Source organism: Grimontia sp. SpTr1 (assembly GCF_947387585.1).
Classification (GTDB): Bacteria; Pseudomonadota; Gammaproteobacteria; order Enterobacterales; family Vibrionaceae; genus Enterovibrio; species Enterovibrio indicus.
Window position 1 is genome coordinate 726,892 of record NZ_CANDOD010000001.1, and the last position, 19,707, is coordinate 746,598.

At 46.2% G+C, this 19,707-nt stretch carries 21 protein-coding genes; 9 read left to right on the forward strand and 12 right to left on the reverse strand.

Translation table 11 applies throughout. The annotated features are described in order from the left end of the window. Positions 1-187 precede the first annotated feature (187 nt). Entirely contained in the window at positions 188-1,906 is a 1,719-nt protein-coding gene (locus QL223_RS03435; protein ID WP_281543914.1) for an SgrR family transcriptional regulator, read from the forward strand. 4 nt (positions 1,907-1,910) lie between these two features. Here the strand turns inward: QL223_RS03435 and QL223_RS03440 are convergent, their stop codons facing one another. From QL223_RS03440 to msrP, 5 genes are all read right to left on the reverse strand, one after another. Further along, positions 1,911-2,792, reverse strand: a complete 882-nt coding sequence (locus QL223_RS03440; protein WP_281543915.1) for an AEC family transporter — start codon at positions 2,790-2,792, stop codon at positions 1,911-1,913. 9 nt (positions 2,793-2,801) lie between these two features. Next, entirely contained in the window at positions 2,802-4,169 is a 1,368-nt protein-coding gene (locus tag QL223_RS03445; RefSeq protein ID WP_281543916.1) for an MATE family efflux transporter, read from the reverse strand. A 24-nt stretch (positions 4,170-4,193) separates the two neighbouring features. Next, on the reverse strand, positions 4,194-4,823 hold the full coding sequence (locus tag QL223_RS03450; protein ID WP_281543917.1) for a hypothetical protein: 630 nt from the start codon (positions 4,821-4,823) through the stop codon (positions 4,194-4,196). A gap of 125 nt (positions 4,824-4,948) precedes the next feature. Further along, positions 4,949-5,566: a protein-methionine-sulfoxide reductase heme-binding subunit MsrQ gene (msrQ, locus tag QL223_RS03455; RefSeq protein ID WP_281543918.1), complete on the reverse strand. Its 618-nt coding sequence runs from the start codon at positions 5,564-5,566 to the stop codon at positions 4,949-4,951. Beyond that, positions 5,566-6,588, reverse strand: coding sequence for a protein-methionine-sulfoxide reductase catalytic subunit MsrP (gene msrP / locus QL223_RS03460; protein ID WP_281543919.1), 1,023 nt, complete (start codon positions 6,586-6,588; stop codon positions 5,566-5,568). Before msrP ends, msrQ begins: the two co-directional genes overlap by 1 nt. Positions 6,589-6,814: 226 nt before the next feature. Between msrP and QL223_RS03465 the strand changes: the two genes are divergently transcribed. Both QL223_RS03465 and QL223_RS03470 read left to right on the forward strand, forming a co-directional pair. After that, entirely contained in the window at positions 6,815-7,225 is a 411-nt protein-coding gene (locus tag QL223_RS03465; protein WP_002535918.1) for a hypothetical protein, read from the forward strand. A 191-nt stretch (positions 7,226-7,416) separates the two neighbouring features. Continuing rightward, positions 7,417-8,376: a L,D-transpeptidase family protein gene (locus QL223_RS03470; protein WP_002535916.1), complete on the forward strand. Its 960-nt coding sequence runs from the start codon at positions 7,417-7,419 to the stop codon at positions 8,374-8,376. A 19-nt stretch (positions 8,377-8,395) separates the two neighbouring features. On the opposite strand, the gene QL223_RS03475 is transcribed toward QL223_RS03470, so the two are convergent. From QL223_RS03475 to QL223_RS03500, 6 genes are all read right to left on the reverse strand, one after another. After that, positions 8,396-8,641: an LPP leucine zipper domain-containing protein gene (locus QL223_RS03475; protein ID WP_002535915.1), complete on the reverse strand. Its 246-nt coding sequence runs from the start codon at positions 8,639-8,641 to the stop codon at positions 8,396-8,398. Between the two features lie 206 nt (positions 8,642-8,847). Next, positions 8,848-9,300, reverse strand: coding sequence for a copper chaperone PCu(A)C (locus QL223_RS03480; protein ID WP_281543920.1), 453 nt, complete (start codon positions 9,298-9,300; stop codon positions 8,848-8,850). Between the two features lie 60 nt (positions 9,301-9,360). Next, on the reverse strand, positions 9,361-9,945 hold the full coding sequence (locus tag QL223_RS03485) for an SCO family protein (RefSeq protein WP_281543921.1): 585 nt from the start codon (positions 9,943-9,945) through the stop codon (positions 9,361-9,363). After that, positions 9,942-10,397, reverse strand: coding sequence for a hypothetical protein (locus QL223_RS03490; RefSeq protein WP_281543922.1), 456 nt, complete (start codon positions 10,395-10,397; stop codon positions 9,942-9,944). The genes QL223_RS03485 and QL223_RS03490 overlap by 4 nt, the downstream gene beginning before the upstream one ends. 160 nt (positions 10,398-10,557) lie before the next feature. Next, on the reverse strand, positions 10,558-11,481 hold the full coding sequence (locus tag QL223_RS03495; protein WP_281543923.1) for a DUF368 domain-containing protein: 924 nt from the start codon (positions 11,479-11,481) through the stop codon (positions 10,558-10,560). Between the two features lie 62 nt (positions 11,482-11,543). Next, positions 11,544-12,236 carry a hypothetical protein gene (locus QL223_RS03500; protein WP_002535908.1) on the reverse strand — a complete coding sequence of 231 codons (693 nt, stop codon included), beginning with the start codon at positions 12,234-12,236 and terminating at the stop codon, positions 11,544-11,546. A 199-nt stretch (positions 12,237-12,435) separates the two neighbouring features. Here QL223_RS03500 and QL223_RS03505 point away from each other — a divergent pair, with 199 nt between their 5' ends. The 3 genes from QL223_RS03505 to QL223_RS03515 all read left to right on the forward strand — a co-directional run bounded on the left by QL223_RS03505 (position 12,436) and on the right by QL223_RS03515 (position 15,491). Next, positions 12,436-13,275, forward strand: coding sequence for a pirin family protein (locus tag QL223_RS03505; protein WP_046306405.1), 840 nt, complete (start codon positions 12,436-12,438; stop codon positions 13,273-13,275). 151 nt (positions 13,276-13,426) lie between these two features. Then, positions 13,427-13,663 (forward strand): hypothetical protein, encoded by a 237-nt coding sequence (locus QL223_RS03510; RefSeq protein ID WP_002535905.1) that lies wholly within the window; start codon positions 13,427-13,429, stop codon positions 13,661-13,663. Between the two features lie 85 nt (positions 13,664-13,748). Then, positions 13,749-15,491 (forward strand): bifunctional metallophosphatase/5'-nucleotidase, encoded by a 1,743-nt coding sequence (locus QL223_RS03515; protein WP_281543924.1) that lies wholly within the window; start codon positions 13,749-13,751, stop codon positions 15,489-15,491. 450 nt (positions 15,492-15,941) lie between these two features. On the opposite strand, the gene QL223_RS03520 is transcribed toward QL223_RS03515, so the two are convergent. Then, a complete protein-coding gene (locus QL223_RS03520) occupies positions 15,942-16,868 on the reverse strand; it encodes a hypothetical protein (protein ID WP_281543925.1) in 927 nt (308 codons plus the stop codon). Positions 16,869-17,127: 259 nt separating this feature from the next. On the opposite strand from QL223_RS03520, the gene QL223_RS03525 reads away from it, so the two are divergent. From QL223_RS03525 to pntA, 3 genes are all read left to right on the forward strand, one after another. Beyond that, positions 17,128-17,319 carry a hypothetical protein gene (locus tag QL223_RS03525; protein WP_002535900.1) on the forward strand — a complete coding sequence of 64 codons (192 nt, stop codon included), beginning with the start codon at positions 17,128-17,130 and terminating at the stop codon, positions 17,317-17,319. Positions 17,320-17,504: 185 nt separating this feature from the next. Continuing rightward, the gene (locus tag QL223_RS03530; protein WP_002535899.1) at positions 17,505-17,777 is read left to right on the forward strand and encodes an HlyU family transcriptional regulator; all 273 of its coding nucleotides are present in this window, start codon (positions 17,505-17,507) and stop codon (positions 17,775-17,777) included. Positions 17,778-18,140: 363 nt separating this feature from the next. Next, on the forward strand, positions 18,141-19,694 hold the full coding sequence (gene pntA, locus QL223_RS03535) for a Re/Si-specific NAD(P)(+) transhydrogenase subunit alpha (RefSeq protein ID WP_002535898.1): 1,554 nt from the start codon (positions 18,141-18,143) through the stop codon (positions 19,692-19,694). Positions 19,695-19,707 lie beyond the last annotated feature (13 nt).

A 19,707-nucleotide genomic window follows, 5' to 3' on the forward strand; every position in this document is an offset into this window, starting at 1 on the left:
CAATCTTCAATCGTGTTTCGATAATAGCGCTGTTTGATGAAATAACAATGGCTCACCAACAAAATGAGGAAATACTCAAGCTGAATGGCGATAAGTTGACCAGTTAACCATTGCTGGAGAATCATGATTTTAGGTATAAAATAGGAAATGGATTCGATAATCGCTGACTTCTCAGGTTCCCCTTTTTATGTCCGGACAACGCCTTCAAACGCAGTTTTCAATGATTTATAACCGTTTCGACGGAAAAGACGCTGATACCAATCTCGAGACCATGGCGGACATCTTTTGTTGTACCCGTCGCAACGCAAGAATGGTGCTCAATAAGATGGCGGAGCAGGGCTGGTTGAGTTGGGAACCCGCGGTCGGCCGAGGAAAGCAGAGTCGCCTGACGTTTCACCGCAGTGATTCCGATCTTCAAATGCGCCGCGTTAGAAAGTGGGTTCAGGAAGGCAAACTGGACGCAGCACTTGAGGAGCTAGACAACGATGCCGCCAAGCTTGCAAGACTGATTCAGGAACAGTTAGGTGTTTCTACTCAGGAAGGTAAGCAGATCATCCGCCTTCCTTATTACCGCTCATTCCCTACGTTAAACCCAGCTAAACCTTTGCGCCGTTCTGAGCAGCATTTAGTCTCACAAATATTTAATGGATTGACGCGACTTAATGAAACTAATGAGAAAGTCGAGGCAGACCTAGCGCATCACTGGGAATCCATCACAGATACCCATTGGCGATTCTATTTGCGCCCTGCAGTGAAATTTCATGATGGCACGCTATTGAGTGCAGAAGATGTGATTTGGTCAATTAATGCTATGTCCGGCAGTCCTTACTTTTCTCATATTCAGCATATTGAAGCGCCGGCAGAGAACGTTGTGGATTTCATTTTGAGCCGGCCTGATGTGAGGTTTGCTGAAACCTTGGCTGTTCCTATGGCGTCGATTCAATCTCACAAGGCTGCAAAAAGTAAAGATGCTGACGCTTTTCCTGTTGGTACCGGCCCTTATCGAATCGTCGACAACAACAGGCGACACCTGGTGTTAAAAGCACACGACCAGTATTTCGGGTTTCGTGCACTGACTGATGAAATTGAGATATGGGTGTTGGATAGCGCGGCAATGTGTTATTTACAGCCCACCGCGTCACTTGATCCTACTGCGTTGGACTCTCGACAAGGTGCACTTCAAAGCGCCGCGAACGAGCGATTGGAGATAGACGAAGGTTGTGATTACCTTTTGCTGAATAGAAAAACGGGTATTGCGAAGGACAAGCGCTGGGCGGATTATCTTTGTCAGCGCGTTTCATCTCTTTTCTTGTTGCCTCACTTAGCGGAAAGGGGAATTGGTGAATACCGTCTGACTAATGCCTATGGTTTAGTTCCTGGATGGATACATACCAAAACGGCGAGACAAGATGTATTGCCCCCATCAAAATCAAAACTGAGGCTGGCTCATCAGGCCGATAATCCACTCTTTCCACTTCTCGCTGCGGCACTCAAAGACATGTTGGACGAGGACGGCGTCGAGCTGGAAATTCACACTGTTCCATACGAAGAAATGATGCAGCCTACCAGCCCGAAAAAAGTAGATATTTGGCTTTGTGGGATGAGTTTAGGCAGCAAGAAACATGATGCCATTCTGCCTTGGTTGATGAATTTTGATCATGTTTCATCAGCAATGCCAGAGGGTGAGTTTGAGGCATTGATTGAGAAAATGGCAGTGTGGCGCGCCCAGAAAAACGAAACCTTCAACGCGGAGTCATTAGGACGTCTGCTGGTTGAATCCTCACAGATTGTCCCACTTTTCCATATCTGGCAGGGCGTTGTAGATGGACAGGAACTGGAAGATGTCGCCTCAAACCGCGTTGGCTGGTTCGACTTTAAATCTGTGTGGAAGAAACCGTCTCTTTAACGCCTCATAACCATGCAAAGGCTGCGATAAGCAACAAAGGTAGCGTCAATACGGTAAAGCCATTTCCGAACAGCACCATTGACGCCACCTCATCTGCGCCCACTTTAAAGCGCTCGGCGTAAAGAAAATTCATAACGGCTGGTGGCAACATGGCGAACAAAAGCATCATTCGCATGTGCTCTGACGGAAGAGGGATAAAAAAGTAGATCAGAGTAAAACTGATTGCACCTGTCACTAAGCTCAATACCGTGCTCAAAATCCCAATGCGAATCCCAGACCACTTAATGGCAGTAAGCTGAACGCCAAGTGAAATCAGCATGACGGGCACCGCTGCATTTCCAACGAGCGTCATGCCTTCATTAAGTGGATTCCAAACTGTCCAGCCATTGAAATTGAAAACCAGCGCTAGCATAGCCGCCCAAAGCAGCGGCATTTTAAGGACGTTGTTAAAGCGATATTCGCTGTTGCTCAGCAAAGCCATACCCACGGTAAGGTGGAGAATGACAGAAACCACAAAGAGCAAGACGGCAGGCGCCTCTGCACTTACCCCAAATGCATAGCCAAAAAGAGGAATAGCAAGGTTCCCGCTATTACGGAACATTTGAGGCGGTCCCCAGGTTTTGAAAGGCAGAGACATCACTTTTCCGATGCCAAACATTAAAACGCCGGGGAGCAGAACAGCGAGAACAGCAGCCACGATGAGCGAGTTTTGTTGCCCGCCCATAGGCATCACAGAAAGAGTGGTGAACACCAAACACGGCACCATTAAATCGATATTGATTCTGTTGATATGGCGCATATCAGGTTTGAATGCCTTGCCTACAAAAAAGCCAGCTGCGACGACGGCAAATACCGGAAACAGTATGCTAATGATTTTTTCGAGCATCCTTGCCTCTTATTGTGGTGGTTTTTTATGTGACACCGTAACTGGTTGAGTTTGATACAACTTCCACAGCATCCATAGTGTCAGCAGGGTGCTGGTACAAGCGAGTGAAATCCATGTACCCGTTGTGCCGGCGAGTTTCGTGAGGAAATATAACATTGCGGCAATAATGACCAGTTTACCGCCCGTTAACCAATTGGCAATGCTCGCCTGATTGATAGACTGAAAATATATCGCACCGACCAGGAGCAAACCTTCCATTGGCAAGCCCCAGAAGTAGAGGTACATGCCTTCTCGGGTCACTGAAGCCAACTCTGGATTATCTCCGCCAAAGGCATAAATAATGGCTTCAGGAAATCCGTATACGATAAACAAGCCAAAAGCGGCGACAATCATGGTCGCACCAAAGGCGATATTCCGGCTGGTTTTAACACGCTGAATCTGGCCTGCACCCAGGTTAAAACTGGTGATTGGCTGCATGCCCAAGGCGATACCTTCAAAAGCTAAATAGAAAAAGGCTTCTGTATAACTGACTATGGCATAGGCAGCGACATTGATAGGAGCACCAGAGGCGAGAAACGCCATATTATGAAAAGTGAGCACCACAGACAGATACAGGTACATCAGAAAACCCGGAATGCCGAGTTGAAGAATGTCTGTGATCGTTTTGGCCCTAATGACGATGGAATTTAGCGTAAAACGTAACCGGGTGGTTGGTTTGAAAAAGTGACGTAAGCAAAGCAATGCAGTTGCGGCCTGAGACAGCATGGTCGCAATCGCCGCGCCTTTCAGCTCCCATGGGATCAAAACGATAAAGACCCAATCTAGAAAGATATTTAGCACACCGCCAAAAATCATAATGAAAGTAACGCGGTTTGGTTCCCCATCGTTTCTCAGCAAAATAGAGAATGCCATGGATACCAGCGCAAATACGCCCATCCCGAAATACCACCGAAGGTAAGTGACGGCCATTTCTGCAACCCGACCTTCTGCACCGAGTGCGAGAATGACATCTTCGCAAAACGCCACGCCGACGATCGAGATAATAAGGCTGACAATCAGTGATAAGGACAGTGCGTTCCCGACAATATGCTGCGCGACGTTTGGTTTTCCTTGTCCAAGGTTGATAGAAACGAGAGACGCAGCGCCCATGCCAATCAGGTTGCCCAAGGCATAGAGAATGGATCCGATAGGATAGGCAAGCATGATAGCTGCTAGTCCTTCTTCGCCCACGAAATGGCCGATAAACATGCCATCAACGGCAACATAAATACCCGTCACCAGCATGGCAGCGATTGTTGGCAATGAATAACGAAGGAAAAGGCGTAACAATGGTGCGTCGCGCAACATCGCGTCGTTAGCGTGAACTTCTATGGTCATGAGATTCCGTTCAGGGTGGATCAGTTACAGCGTGTAGGCAGCGGTGAGTAGCATGTATTTGAACAGTGGCAATCCATCGCGATGACGGAAAAGAGGATGAAATATCCGGTGTCGACCGTCACTGAGATTGCATTCTTGCGCAATATCTTCGGAAAGGCTGCGATCCGCGTCGACTAATCGAATGCCTTGCGCCACATATTCTTCTTTATGGATGGGTTGATGACCTAACCACCAGCTAGGGATAGATTTACTTGCACTTGAACGGTCAACCCAATGGTCTGCCAAGATGACCAAGCGTTTTTCTTTGTCGCTTGCGGTATCGAGATGTTCCAGCGTCCACTGTGTGTCTTTCACCAACCCTTTGCGGCATGCGACATTTGCACTGATTAAGCGATGGGCGACGATATAGATTTGGTGGTCTGGGCTTTCAATCCTAAATGCAGGATGTTTAAGTACGCCAGCTTCATCGAGCTGAGCATATTGAGCGTCAATGTTGAGGTTGTCGTAAGAGTGAATTAACCGACGCGCAAAGGCTTTGCCCAAGTGGCTTTCTTTCATTCCACGATTGTGGATTGTCGGATAGTGGTGTTCGCAAAAGCTGACACAATCAGATTGAAAGTCTCTCAGGCTCTGCGAAATCAGTTCGTCCAGCAAAAACGCCTACTCCAAAAATCAACACTACAACATAGGGTTGCGCTAAGGTTCCCTAAAGTATGGCAAAAATTTGAAATTTGCTATATCTGGATACGCTAATTGTGCAGAGCCGTTCAAAAGTGAGGTTATGTCCGCCTAAATACTGGTCGTAAAACGATTCTTTTGAGGGTTTTCCAACGAATCGCCAACAGGGTTAGCGCCAAAAGTAGGTAAATCGTCGGTTCAATGAGTTCTGATTTTGACGACCAGTAGAAGTGAATGGGGCCAACAATCAGTGCAACATAAACGAGGTTGTGCAATTGCTGCCATTTCGCGCCCATACTGCGCTGGATTTTTGCAGTTGATGTCATTGTCAGTGCAAACAGGATCAGCCATCCCAATGCACCAAATGTCAGATAAGGTCGGGACAGGATTTCAGTCCCAAGCAGCGAGAAATTGAAAGTCAGATCGAGCGCAAAATAGGTCAGCATATGCAATGTTGCCCAAAAGAATGCATAAAGACCGACAACGCGACGACAACGAACCAGTAAGCCGTTTTTGGTAAAACGTGCGATTGGGCTGATCAACATCGTCACCACCAAGGTATTCAGCGCAGCGATGCCTGTGAAGTGGGTGATGCCATCGACCGGATCTGCACCAAATCGACCCGACAAAACCAAGTCCACCAAGTTGACTGCAAAGCCAAGACTAACAAGGTGAATAATAGTTTTAATCAGCGTGATGTGCGTGGGCGTTAAACGCATTAATAATTCGCCTTCAGGTTCATGTCCGTATATAAGTGAGCGACTTCTTCCTGATAGCCATTAAACATCGCAGTCGGCTGGCGACGCGAGCTGAAAATAGAACCTTCACCAATAAAACGCTCTGAAGCTTGGCTCCAACGCGGGTGGTCAACCTGCGGATTGACGTTGGCATAGAATCCGTATTCGTGCGGCGCCAACAAATTCCAAGTTGTTGCTGGTTGCGCTTCCAGAAGGTGAATTTTCACAATGGATTTGATGCTCTTGAAACCATATTTCCACGGTACAACCAAACGCACAGGTGCGCCATTCTGCGGTGCAAGTGTTTGACCAAACAGTCCTACGCTAAGCAAGGTCAGCGGATTCATGGCTTCATCCAGTCTCAAGCCTTCTACATAAGGGTAATCAATACCACCACCAACAAACTGTGAACGTTGGCCTGGCATTTGTTTTGGATCATGAAGGGTTTCGAATGCCACGTATTTTGCGCTTCCCATTGGATCCGCTTCTTTCAACAGTGCCGCGAGGGAAAAGCCTACCCAAGGAATGTTCATGGACCATGCCTCAACACAGCGCATACGGTAGAAGCGGTCTTCGAGAGGGAATTTTTTAAGCAAGTCGTCATAGCTAAGCTTCATGGGTTTATTCACTAAGCCATCGACTTCGAGTGTCCATGGATTAACAACGAAATTCTGGCTGTTTTCGACAGGGTCACCTTTACCAGTGCCGAATTCATAGAAGTTGTTATAGGTCAGCACTTTGGACTCAGGCGTTGTTTCCAGCCCTTTGCCATAAGGTGTTTTCTCTGCAACCAGCGGGGATCTGACAAAGGTTGTGCCGTCAGCTGCTTTGTCATCATCACCACCGAAAATGCCAAAAATATTGGCCTGGGATTGGGCGGCGAAGGGGAGGCTGGCGGTCACGATTCCGAGTATTTTCAGAATTTCACGACGGGACTTGTAAACACTTTCCGGGGTGAGTTCATTTTCCTTTATTTCTGATTTCTTTGGCACTCGGATCAGCATCAGGTTACTCCGTCCTCAATCTGTGCGAAGGCACGTTACAACTCTTACCTATCAGACCTATATAACGTTTAAATTCTTTCAAAGGATTAGGTTTTTATCAAAAAACGTTCATTACAGTATGGTAGTTGCGATAGATGATGGGTAGAGTGAAGTCGAACGAGAAGTCATTGACTAAGTGGTTATTTAACCGTCAGTTTCCAAACGTGCTCCGGGAATGGATTTTCAAATGAAACGTTATATTTTTATGCTCGCACTTGCATCGTCGGCTATGCCGGCTTCAGCGCAAGGCCTTTCGGCGGGCGTGTTCATCGGTTCTCCTATGTCTGGTGTCAGCATTGCCCAGCATAACCTTCGTGTATCAATTGGCATTGAAGAAAACGGCGTCGCTGTCGACGGAACCTTTAATCTGGGCGATTGGCTCGCCCGTCCAGAATTTTCACCAGTTTATGCTTACACAGGTGCCCAATGGGTAGACGATAAACACCATAAATGGGGGCCGCGTGCTGGGCTAGGGATTGCTGTTCCAATGGGGCATGGTGATATCGAGCTTTATGGTGAGGCGGGAACAACTTGGTATTGGCAGGATGACGCTGCTTTCAAGTTTGAGGGAGCTTTTGGTCTTCGTATGTTCTTCTGAGCATGTTTTGAACAAGGCACCATTTTGTTAAAAGAGCGCTGATAAGCGCTCTTTATCTTTGTGTGTCGGCCATGAGAAACAACAGCGAATAATCTGGTGTATTGAAAGGCATAGCAGAGAGCAAAGGTCATATCTCGTGTTATCTTTTAAGAAGAAACTAATATCAAAAAACCTTGAGAGAAAAAGGCGAGATGAAATCCGCGCGTAAACTTATCCCTGTCTTGTTTGCCAGCCTTCTACCGACGTTATCAATGGCGAATGAGTATGCTTGGCCAGAAGCCGAAACACGTCTGATAGGGGACAACCCTGTCCATATTGTTAAGCCTGGTGAGCACCTCGAATTGATTGCCAAAGACTACAACGTAGGCTTTTTGGCTTTGCTTTCTGCAAACCCGGGAATTGATCCTTACCTGCCAAAAGCGGGAACTTTTGTCACCATTCCGCAGCAATTGATCCTTCCTGACGTTGATTATGATGGCATCGTTATCAATCTGGCGGAATTGCGTCTCTACTATTTCGATACGGAAAACCAAAAGGTTCACATATTCCCGATTGGTATTGGTAGTGTTGGTCGTGAAACACCGATTATGACAACCAAAATTAGCCAGAAGCGTGAAAACCCGACCTGGACACCACCTGCAAGCCTGAGAAAAGAGTATTTGGAAGAGCGCAATATTGTGCTGCCAGATGTGGTACCTGCAGGCCCTGAAAACCCGCTGGGTACTCACGCGCTGAGATTGGCTTATGGCACTGGCTCCTATCTTATCCATGGCACGAACAAAGACTTCGGTATTGGGCTTCGTGTCAGTGCTGGCTGCATTCGTATGAGACCGAGCGATATCGTTTGGTTATTTGAGAAAGTCGTATTGGGAGAAAAGGTTCGAATTATCAATGAGCCTGTGAAAACCAGTTATGAACCTGACGGTGCGGTATATGTTGAAGCGCATCGCCCTCTTTCCATTGATGAGTCAGAGGTAGGTAAGCGAGTTCTGACTCAACCTGATCCGCGTATTGCGCATTGGTTGAAATCAAACCAAATGAACTTTAGCCGTTATCGTGCTGCACTGGCAGTGCAATCAGGCGTGCCGATTGAAGTGGGAAATGCGTTTGCACAAAACGCTGCGGCTCCCGAAGGAGCCGCAGAATTATAGGGGGAATATAGCGTAGTTCTTACTTGCTGTAAGACTGCGCCATGTTGTCAATGCGCTCGTTTGCGCGTGCTGCTTCATCATAAGAAAGCGCTGATGCTGCTGCTACGTCTGCTACGTCGCCTTGTAGAGCTGAAACTTGGTTAGACAGAGAGTCTACTTTAGACGACAGGTCAGCTACGCTTTGCTCAAGCGCTGAATTGCTTGAACAACCAGCTAATAATGCGCTGGATGCGATTGCTGCTACTGCTAGGAGACGAATTTTCATAGTAAAAACCTCTTCGTTTTTGTTGGGTTGCCTTACTGCTTTAATATTTACCTGTTTAAACAACTGGCTGCAGTATAACCATAGACTGCGTTTTACTATTCTGCCCCTTAGTGCGTAGAGTTATGCGCCTCAATGTTGATACAGCTTAAAGATCTAAGTCCCTCATCAGAATAAAAGTCTAGAACTTTGCTAGTTTAATAACCGTTTCAGTGCTTGTGTTTCATATGTGCGCCCGCCATGACCTTCTTGATTGGCACTTCTTGGGTAATTTGTGTTCCATCTGAAAAGGTTAGCGTTAGCGGAAGTGTCTCACCTTCCTTAAGTGGTTTTTGCAAATCAAAGAGCATTACGTGTAAACCACCCGGCTTCAATTCCGTCATGCCATTTGCTGGCACCTCGATACTTTCTACCTGACGCATTTTCATCATGCCATCGTGCATTGCATGGGTATGCAGTTCTACAACTCCCGCTACGGATGTTTTTGCATTAAGGAGTGACACAGTTTCATCCCCGCTATTTTTCAGCATCATAAAAGCTGCACTGTTTGGCGCGTGTGGCGGTGTAGCGCGTGCGTAGGGTTCTGAAACTTCAATCGCTGCAAAAGAGGAAAAAGAAATAGCACTGAATGCGGCCGCTAAAAGAGAAGCACGAAAGTTCATTGGAAACTCCTGTTAAAAAAGCGCGACCCGTATCCACAAGTCGCCGAAATCTCATCGTGTTTATTGTGTTTGGGTTGTGAGCCTAAGAATGGCGTCTGAAACCATGTTTGGATTCAACGTATGAGGCACTTTTTCAAGTAACTCACCTTTAGGGTTCAGGAAATAGAAGTAAGAGCTGTGGTCTACGGCGTATTCCATGGCTGAGTCTTCCATCTGTGTAATTTGGTAAAGCACGCCATATTTTCGGGCCAATGCCGTCGTTTTATCCGTTGATGTGCTGGCACCTTCAATATTCGGATGAAAATATCCAGCGTACTCTTGCGCGGCTTCACCATTATCTCGCTCAGGGTCAAGCGTGATGAATACGGGTCTTACACCTTCGAGTGTTTCTTCAGGCAAAGACTTGAGTGATGCTGAGAGAATTGCCAGTGACGTAGGGCATACATCTGGGCAATGGGTATAGCCGAAATAAACCACGCGCACTCTTTCGTCGTTTTCATCAAACAGGTTGATGGTTTCTGTTCCACTTTGAAGTAGGCCGATTTCTGATGGGGTAGCAGCAGGTTTGTTATTTTGGTCAACGAGGTATCGCGCACCAAAGCCAGCCAAAAGAGCAGCGACAACAACCAGAACTTTTACTTTCATCGAGCCATCCTTACGTCAATAGGTAAAGAGAGAGCGTTATCAGGGCTTTTGACTACGCCTCGCCAAGTCATTTCATCTTCCATGCAGATTGGGAGCATCAAGTCTCCTGCATACACGTTATTGCCTGCTGAAGAAAGTTTGAGTTTGTAAATTCCCATGTTCATCTCAACGCCTTGAAGCTCTACTATCAGGTGATCGACATTTGCATTAGAGACTTCCACACGGATTTCAGTCGGAATAAGAGGAGCGGCCGTGGCTGATGCCATCGAGACGGTTGCGTGGTCAAACGAACAGGGGGTCGTGCCGATGGTGCAGTTTGGCGCTGGCGAGAGTATGGCAGGTGTTGGTTCATCAAACAGGGTTTTATCTGCAAAAATGTAACCAAAGGCGACAACAAGCGCTAGACCCATTAATTCAACGCCGCGTCGGCGTCCGGTGCCGTTTAAATTCATAAAAGAGCTACAGCCAAAACTAAGAGTGAGCAGCTTATCATTTCATATATGTTGAGGTTGTGAGAAACCTCTTGAAATGAAAGCAATTGTACTCATATTGACAGGCTAAATAACGAAAAAGGCCTCATAAATAGGCCTTATTGATTAGGGTGCGCATAAATTAGTCAGCGAGTTTTTCTGACACTTTCTCAAGACCAATCACCAGAGCGAAGCCAACAATCATCATGACAATTGCAGTACCCATAAGCGCTGGTTGTCCCGTTGCGGCTTCAAATGCGTCCGGAGACAATACTTTTTCAACAAGAGGGACTTGCTCGCCAGACGAATTAACGCGGAAGCTGATGGCTTCTTTCCAAGGCCATACTTTACCCAATGCACCAATTAAAAGGCCGGTGAGGAAGGCGATAGTAAGACTACGGAAATTGTTTAGTAGCCATGAAAGCACGTGAGAGAAAGACAAAATACCGGCAAGACAGCCCAGAGCGAACAAAGCAAGGATTGGAATGTTGAAGCTTTTGACTGCATCCAAAACGGGCGCATACATACCGAGCAAAAGCAGAATAAAACTGCCGGAAATACCAGGAAGGATCATCGCACAGATAGCGATTGAGCCAGCAATAAACACCGTCAGCATACTAAATTGCATGCTGATAGGGTTGGCGACGGTAATGCCGTAGGCAAAAATAGCACCTGCAATCGCCAATACGATTTCACCCGCGGACCATTTCTCTACTTGTTTGATCATGTGAATGGCGGACGCGATGATCAAGCCAAAGAAGAATGACCAAATAACAATAGGGTGGTTCTCGAGGGCATAAGAGACGGCTTTAGCCAGTGTCAAGATTGCCGTGAGAATACCAGTCAGCAAGGATGCGAGGAACGTACCGTTAACATGCTGCCATACTGCGCCAAAGCCTTCGCGTCGCCACAGTGAAATAATAGAAGGGTTTACGCGTCGGATGCTCTCTAGCAGAGTGTCATAAATCCCCGTGATGAATGCGATGGTACCGCCAGAAACGCCTGGAACGACATCTGCCGCACCCATTGCCATTCCTTTGAAAAAGGTGAGAATATTTTGCTTCATTGCGTGAATAACTAGCCATAACTTATAGAGTGCCGCCATTATAGCGATTCAATCTGAAAGGGCTATGAAATCCTGTCACCGTGAAATGCCCACAAATACGCGGCGGCGAGCTTTTCCTTACCATTGAAAACAATGGGGTCTCCGTGAACGGGGAGAATATGATCGAAAGGCCATGTCAGGATTTCTTGCAAAGACTGACGAAGCAACTTCGATTCCTTTATCTGTATTTGGTAGGGAAGCGGGACGCAGGCTTCTTTGTGGCATCCCAGTAAGCGACCGACAAATTGCCTGAGCAAGCTACCTTCCTGGAGCAACAAAAGGCTTTCACCTAACACCAATGTGCGACTATTAGGGTCGCAAAAGATTACTTCTTCGCAGGCATCGTTGCCTCTCAATACCGTTTGGTAAAGCTGGTTACGCCACAAAGTCGACGTGGTGGAATTAAGAATCCCATCAAATCCTAAGTCGGTGCGTTTGTTGTAAAGACCGGGGGCAGCAAAAAAGCGTGCTTCCGGATAGGTAAGCCACCAATCAGACAAATTCTGGTGTAAGTGAAGGTTGGCGGTAGTTATACAGCTTATTTTTCCAATTCGTTTGAGTTGGTCCTGAAGTTGGGGGGATAGGCTGGCTGGGTTGTGAACAAGTAATGAGTCATCATTTAGGCGAAAAACAGTCATTCGTTGCCCGATATTCACGCCGAACCGACGATAAGGCTCTGTGTGGTGCCACATGATATTGGCATGCCATTCAATCATTGATATTCATCCATGAATGTCGATTAGTCAGATAAATATCAGAACCTATGGTATTCGCAAAGCATTTCTTTTTAGATCCAATCTTCTTCGTCACCTAGCCTCAAATTCTCGTTCGAAAAAATTGAATAACTTGTTAGTTTTAAGGTGGTGTTAACTCGTGACGGGGTTGCCTAAACTGACTTCAACTAAGGAGTTAAGTATGACGACAAGAACTGTACATCGTGTCATTCGTTCTCACGCATCGCAGGACGGCGATGGTGTGAAGATCAGCCGCGCACATGGTTTTAATGACCCAAGGTTCAGCCCTTTCCTGATGATTGACGAGCTGAAGAGTGTAAATCCTGATGACTATATTGGTGGTTTTCCTCCGCATCCTCACCGCGGTATTGAAACCTTGACCTACATGCTTAAAGGGCATTTTCAGCATCGCGACCATATGGGAAATGTTGGTGAACTTAAATCTGGCGGTGCGCAGTGGATGAGTGCAGGCAAAGGTGTGATTCACAGTGAAATGCCGATCATGAGTGACGGTGAACTTCATGGGTTTCAAATCTGGATTAACATGCCGGCAGCGAAAAAAATGCGCCCTGCGCAGTACCACGATTTTCAGTCACCTGAAATTAATGAGTATGGTGAAACCGAAAACTTACTTCGGGTGATTGGTGGTCATGCAGTCAGTAACGGTGTGCCTGTTGAAGGCCCATTACAACAAACCAGTATCGAAGTGTTTGTTGCGGACTGGCGTGCAGCATCAGATCAAAGTCGTGAGATTTTGTTGCCAAGTACCTATCAGGCAAACCTTTATGTCTACAAAGGAGAGGTGGAAGTTGCGGGCGAGTCAGTCAAACAAAGCCACTTCGTTCAACTCTCTGGCGGTGATGCTATTTCGTTGAAGGCAAATGAAGAGTCGGGGGTATTGATATTGTCCGGCCTCCCCATTGATGAACCCGTTGTTCATTACGGCCCGTTTGTGATGAATTCAATGGAAGAGATTAATCAAGCCATAACGGACTACCAAAATGGGGTACTAACAGATTGAACCAGGCAATAGAAAGGAAGGGAGCATAGCGCTCCCTTTTTTACGTGAGTTTACGGTGCTTCACGATTACGCACGTCAAAGTAAACAAAATGTTGAATAGCGTTAACTCTTTTGTTTTATTTCTAAATGACAAAACGACTGGAGTTTTCACTTGTTACTCGTAATTGCACACGCGATTGAAACTGTCTTACTCGTGACAGGTGTCGTAGCGCTTATTCGCTGCGCTTTTCAATACGCTTCCCGAACAGAGAACTGGCATCAGCTCAATGTTGTTCTGTTTCACGTGCAAAGCCTCTCTCGAGACGAGATGAAATGGTGGTACGTCGCGATGTTCAGCCTGATCTTGGGTGGTATCGTCAGAGTTCTCAATATGTTGACTCCTGCATAACAAGCCTTGCAATAAAAGTGTGATGTGTGTGAACTAGGATTAAACTCTGATACACTTCGTTTTTGTGCAGCCCATAAAGGAAATCATGCCCAACGTCACACCTATCACGCTATCAATTGCGCACATCAATGACACTCACTCTCACTTCGAACCGACGCCGATCTCGCTTGCTGTAAATGGCTTGGAAGACCGTATTTATGCCAATGTGGGTGGTTTTGCCCGAATTGCTTCTGTCGTTAAATCATTCAAACAAGAAACTCAAAACGATACGGACGGCTTCCTTTTCCTTCATGCTGGGGACTGCTTTCAAGGCACGCTTTATTACAGCCTATTTAAAGGCGAGGCCAACGCCACTTTACTCAACATGTTGAACCTGGATGCGATGGCTTTGGGTAATCATGAATTAGATTTGGGTAATGCCGCGGTTTCAAAATTCCTCGACCAAATTACCTTTCCGTTTCTGGCAGGTAACTGGGATGTCAGTAAAGAACTCCCGAACAAGCCGTTTCCTGTAAAAGGGAAAGCGCCTTTGTTGGCCTATGATCCAGACCTGAAAATTGCCAGCGTACTTACGAAAGAGTTTGGCGGCAAGAAAGTGGCCATCTTCAGCGTGGCTCTGGATAAAATGGCCGATATCGCCATGCCTGATCCTGACACACCATTCGTCAGCTCTAAAGAAACCATCATAAACACGGTTAAGTACATCCACGAGGAAATCGGCACACCACACATTATCTTGCTCAGTCATTTAGGATATGACCAAGACCTGAAAATGGCTGAAGAGGTAGAGGGTCTTTCTGTGATTGTGGGTGGTCATAGTCATGTGTTACAGGGTGACTTTAGCAATCTTGGTCTTGGCGACATGGGACCTTATGGCCGTCAGATTAACGACACCCTTGTGGTGCAAGCCGGATGCCATTCACTTGCCCTCGGAAAGCTGACAGTCACGCTAGATGGAAATGGAAAGGTGACAGCGCATAGCGGTGGCAACTTCCTTATGCTTGGCCGCAGTTTGGCGATGGATGCGTCCTGGGACCAAAATCTTCCTGATGAAGCGTTCCAGAAAGCCAAAGCGTATTTGCTAGAACAGCAGAATGTTATTCATTGTCGCGGTGATGAAGGGATAAAGCAGGTGATAGCCGAGCGATATCGCCCGGCTGTAGATAAATTAAAGAGTGACGTTGTCACTAAATTGCCTGCCCGGTTACGCCATATCCGTGTACCAGATGAAAAAGGCGGCAGCCAGATTGCTCCATTAGTTTGTGAAGGGATGATTTATTCTGCAAGAGCGCGCGGTTATGAGGTCGACTTTGCTATTCACAATGCGGGTGGTGTTCGCGTAAGCCTTGAATATGGGAAGCTGAGTGCGGCAGAAGTGGCGGGCAGACTCTTGCCATTTGCCATCGATCTAATGTTATACAAACCAACAGGCCTTCAAGTGATGCAGGCGCTGGAAGGTGCCATCAATAACGCGACGAATAATGGCATAGAAGGTACAGGAGATGGTAGTTTTCCGTATACCGCTGGCCTGCGTTATACCTACGAATGTGGCAAACCCAAAGGTCAACGAATTACACAGTTGGAATATCAAACGCTAGGTGGAGCCTGGAAAACAGTCGAATTAGAGAAGACATACATCGCAGTTTCCTCGGCGTACACGTCGCAAGGAAAAGAAGGCTATGATTCTTTGAAATGTATGAGCGAATTACCTCGTTCCATTTATGTCACTCTTGCCGACAGTTTTATCGAGTTTGCAAGAACGAAAGACACACTGTTAGCACCAGAAGAAAACCTTTTAACTTACCTTCCTTGCCAGTCTAGCGATTGAGCAAAGAACTACTTGTGATAAATCTGACTGTTAGGCGGCAAGATTGTCGCCTATATTGTTCCTACACCTGACATTTCACTTCCTGCTTCACATTTCTTTTAGTTTTGTGCCCGAAATTTGCATCAGTACAGATATATGGCGGAAATTTGCCGTCTATATAAAAACAGTGAAGAAATAACTCAATTTCTTTATCCGTTGACCGATATATAAACAAAGATGTTGTTTAAGGGGGAAGTCATGGTGGAAAAACGTGATTGGATGGATTTCGGACTTATCGCTTTCTGGATTGCTGCCTGGGCATCACTGGTTTACTTCGTGCCTGCGGCAGGTCTTTAAGCGAAAGATCAGCAAGCTTGCCTGAATCAGGGCCCATTCAGGCGATAACATCAAAACAAACCCAGTGGCAGGCACTGCGTGTTGCTCGGGTAATGCTCACGCTTCAGCATGAATCTATGCTTTAGCGGTTCTCTTCCCGTCTCTCTTCAAAAATAGTTTCACCAGTATCGGCTGCACATAGATAGGAAGTTGCAGCGCTCCAATCAACGGCAAATACAAAGGCCCTAAGAAAGTACCCGCAACAGAGTAGGTGAGTAATACATTTCTATTCCCTGATGTGATTGCCGCCACATATGCCTCTGATCTGCCTTTATGCCAATAGATTGCTAGACCGATCATGAAAAACAAAACGCAAATTGCCACTGCAATAAACAGCATGGTGATGGCAAAAGATCTATCGCTATCCCATAGCCAACGATATTGACCGGTTAAGCCAAAAGGAAAGCTAAAGACCAGAATGATGGTGAATTGTGCCAGCTTTCCATGAATACGTGCTAAACGTTCTTCGGGTATTGATTGGTGAACCAAGTAGGAGAACAACATTGGACCAAAAATGAATATGACGAGCCTGATGCAATAATCTTGAAGATCGAGAGAGAATTCATCCGCACTGAAGAGGGCAAGGTTGATATAAAGCGCAACGGGCATTATCAATGTGCTGGTAATGGTAAAAGCCATCGCTTTTAAGGGCTCAAACCCAACCGAACGCACAATGGCTGGGGTCGCAAACAGGGTGCCTGTCGCACAAACGGCGGTGGCAGCCATCATGAGCTCGGTGCTTGCTCCAAACACGGTACCAATAGCGGTGACCGTCAGTGTCGTGACGCCACTATGAACCAGCGCGTAAAGCCATGCCTCTTTGTCAGCTACCGATTTGACGAGTGCACGCTGGTCAATACCCATCAAGGTAAACAGCATGAGAGTAAATAGTACATAGGGGAGGTATGGCAGAGCAGATTCAGAAAGTTCTGGCAATGCAAAACCGGCAAAGGCGGCAGCGATAAGAAGAACAGAGGAATGTTTACTTAGGAATGCAAGCAAGGTGGTCTCGTCATGTTTGTTAAAATCAGATGTTAACAAACTGAAATGAAATTGATAAATAACTATTAATAATGCTTGTTTCTACTCTATGTGTTTGTTCTAAATCAAATTAGCACCCGATTTTACTCATTGCATGGTGACCGAATTATCATTTTCGAATAAGAAAAACTAATTGATAAGAGCAAATTAAGTCATTTTATCTGCTATGAGCAAATGATTAGAATTTACTCAGTAAAGACAATCACATAGTGAGGCGGTTATGACACAGGCAGTTAACTTCGCTCCAGCAGTTGCTTCTGTAGAAAAAGTGCAGAAAAACTATGCGGTTTCTTTCAAAGGATTGATTGCCCATGCGATGGACGTAGTGCGCAAACGTGATCTGAATAAAGCAGTTCGTTCAACGAATGAACTTCCAGAGCACATCAAGCGCGATATCGGGCTGATCCGCTAATAGTACAATTCGATATACGAAAAGAAGAAAAGCGTTGGCTATGAGGTCAGCGCTTTTTTATTTTCTTCACCTCAACAATTTATCGTGCTCCTACCTCAATTTTCCCCATTTGTGTACTGGACAAAAACTGGGCGTTTCGTCACTATGATTTACTGATTTGATTCAAATATTGAGAGTGATTTAACGTGGGACTTTTTGACTGGTTATTCAGTAGTAAAGAAAAACCAACGAAAGAAACTGAGGCAACCGAATACAAAGGTTATCTGATTTATCCAGAAGCGAAATCAGAAGGTGGCCAATATCGAATTAATGGGCGCATTTGCAAAGAAATCGATGGTGAGTTGAAAACTCACAGCTTCATTCGCTCAGACCTTCTGCCTTCAGAAGAAGGGGCGAATGAACTGATGCTCAAGAAGTCTCAATTATTTATCGATCAAATGGGCGAAAGAATGTTTTGATTGAACGAGCCCTAATGCCCAGCGCATTTGAATTCATTGGAACTGACCGAGATCAAAGCAAAAACGTTGGATTTCGGTCAAAAAGTACACCAGCGGTTCGTAAGGATACGGAACGTCGCAAAAATGTAGGTGAATGGGAAGTTAATAAGTATTAAATCAGCATGTTAGTCGTAGCGCCTCGAATCAGGTCTGACCTCTGGCCTTAACTAAATGGCGTTATTTTTTTACTAAAAGTCATTAAAATTGCCTCGTTAAGGGCTTGCTAATCGATTATTTTAGTATTTTTCCTACAAAACTGTTGATTAAGCTTTTTCAGTTCGCTACAAACAGATTACTTACACTGCCAATAGTCAGGGACTAACTATGCAAATTGGTGTTCCAAAAGAAATACTTGCGCATGAAACGCGAGTTGCTGCCACACCGAAAACGGTTGAGCAGTTATTAAAAATGGGCTTCGAAGTTGTTGTCGAAAAGGATGCTGGTCAACTGGCGAGTTTTGACAATGCTGCTTTCGAGCAGGCCGGAGCGAAAATCGTTGATGCCGACACTGTTTGGCAATCTGACATTATCTTCAAAGTTAACGCCCCGCACAAAGACGACGCGGCTGGAATTAACGAAATTGATCTGATCAAAGAGGGCGCGACGCTCATTAGCTTTATCTGGCCAGCCCAGAATGAAGCCTTGATGCAAGATCTTTCCTCCAAAAAAATCAATGTTATGGCGATGGATTCTGTGCCGCGCATTTCTCGTGCACAAGCGCTGGACGCATTGAGTTCTATGGCAAACATTGCCGGCTATCGAGCAGTGGTAGAAGCCGCCCACGAATTTGGTCGCTTTTTCACAGGCCAAATCACTGCAGCAGGTAAAGTGCCGCCAGCAAAAGTATTTGTGGCTGGTGCTGGTGTTGCTGGTCTGGCAGCCATCGGCGCAGCGGGTAGCCTTGGTGCAATTGTTCGCGCGTTCGACGTTCGTCCTGAAGTAAAAGAGCAGGTTGAAAGTATGGGTGCTGAGTTCCTGCAAGTCGATTTTCAGGAACAAGCGGGCAGTGGCGATGGCTACGCAAAAGAAATGTCTGATGACTTCAATAAAAAAGCTGCTGAGCTTTACGCTGAGCAAGCCAAAGACGTTGATATCATCATTACTACCGCTTTGATCCCAGGCCGTCCGGCACCAAAATTGGTGACCAAAGAGATGGTTGATTCGATGAAAGCGGGCAGCGTCATTGTTGACCTCGCTGCAGCGAACGGCGGTAACTGCGAATATACAGAAGCAGATAAAGTGGTTGTAACAGATAACGGCGTTAAAGTTATCGGTTACACAGACATGGTTGGTCGTCTGCCAACGCAATCGTCACAGCTTTACGGTACGAACCTGGTTAACCTGATGAAGCTGCTTTGCAAAGAAAAAGACGGCAACATCGATATCGACTTTGAAGATGTGGTTCTGCGTGGCGTGACTGTCGTAAAAGACGGCGAAATCACCTGGCCTGCGCCACCAATTCAAGTGTCTGCTCAACCTCAAGCGAAAGCAGAACCGATTGCTCCTAAAGAAGAGAAAGTCGAAGAACCAACATCACCAGTGAAGAAAATTGCTGCACTGGCTGTGGGTCTTGGTGCATTTGGTTGGGTGGCTTCGGTTGCACCGCCAGCATTCCTTTCCCACTTCACAGTCTTTGTATTGGCTTGTGTGGTCGGTTACTACGTAGTTTGGAACGTGACACATGCTCTGCATACTCCGTTGATGTCTGTAACGAACGCCATTTCCGGCATTATCGTTGTGGGCGCGCTACTCCAAATTGGTCAAGGCAACGGTGTGGTTTCTTTCCTCGCCTTTATCGCCGTTCTCATTGCAAGCATCAATATCTTTGGCGGCTTCACAGTCACCAAGCGCATGCTTGAAATGTTCCGTAAAGATTAATAGGAGTAGCAAA

Coding starts and splice junctions, on each gene's coding strand:
- QL223_RS03435 (WP_281543914.1), top strand. CDS start 188: ATGTCCGGACAACGCCTTCAAACGCAGTTTTCAATGATTTATAACCGT.
- QL223_RS03440 (WP_281543915.1), bottom strand. CDS start 2,792: ATGCTCGAAAAAATCATTAGCATACTGTTTCCGGTATTTGCCGTCGTC.
- QL223_RS03445 (WP_281543916.1), bottom strand. CDS start 4,169: ATGACCATAGAAGTTCACGCTAACGACGCGATGTTGCGCGACGCACCA.
- msrQ (WP_281543918.1), bottom strand. CDS start 5,566: ATGCGTTTAACGCCCACGCACATCACGCTGATTAAAACTATTATTCAC.
- msrP (WP_281543919.1), bottom strand. CDS start 6,588: ATGCTGATCCGAGTGCCAAAGAAATCAGAAATAAAGGAAAATGAACTC.
- QL223_RS03465 (WP_002535918.1), top strand. CDS start 6,815: ATGAAACGTTATATTTTTATGCTCGCACTTGCATCGTCGGCTATGCCG.
- QL223_RS03470 (WP_002535916.1), top strand. CDS start 7,417: ATGAAATCCGCGCGTAAACTTATCCCTGTCTTGTTTGCCAGCCTTCTA.
- QL223_RS03475 (WP_002535915.1), bottom strand. CDS start 8,641: ATGAAAATTCGTCTCCTAGCAGTAGCAGCAATCGCATCCAGCGCATTA.
- QL223_RS03480 (WP_281543920.1), bottom strand. CDS start 9,300: ATGAACTTTCGTGCTTCTCTTTTAGCGGCCGCATTCAGTGCTATTTCT.
- QL223_RS03485 (WP_281543921.1), bottom strand. CDS start 9,945: ATGAAAGTAAAAGTTCTGGTTGTTGTCGCTGCTCTTTTGGCTGGCTTT.
- QL223_RS03490 (WP_281543922.1), bottom strand. CDS start 10,397: ATGAATTTAAACGGCACCGGACGCCGACGCGGCGTTGAATTAATGGGT.
- QL223_RS03495 (WP_281543923.1), bottom strand. CDS start 11,481: ATGAAGCAAAATATTCTCACCTTTTTCAAAGGAATGGCAATGGGTGCG.
- QL223_RS03500 (WP_002535908.1), bottom strand. CDS start 12,236: ATGATTGAATGGCATGCCAATATCATGTGGCACCACACAGAGCCTTAT.
- QL223_RS03505 (WP_046306405.1), top strand. CDS start 12,436: ATGACGACAAGAACTGTACATCGTGTCATTCGTTCTCACGCATCGCAG.
- QL223_RS03515 (WP_281543924.1), top strand. CDS start 13,749: ATGCCCAACGTCACACCTATCACGCTATCAATTGCGCACATCAATGAC.
- QL223_RS03525 (WP_002535900.1), top strand. CDS start 17,128: ATGACACAGGCAGTTAACTTCGCTCCAGCAGTTGCTTCTGTAGAAAAA.
- pntA (WP_002535898.1), top strand. CDS start 18,141: ATGCAAATTGGTGTTCCAAAAGAAATACTTGCGCATGAAACGCGAGTT.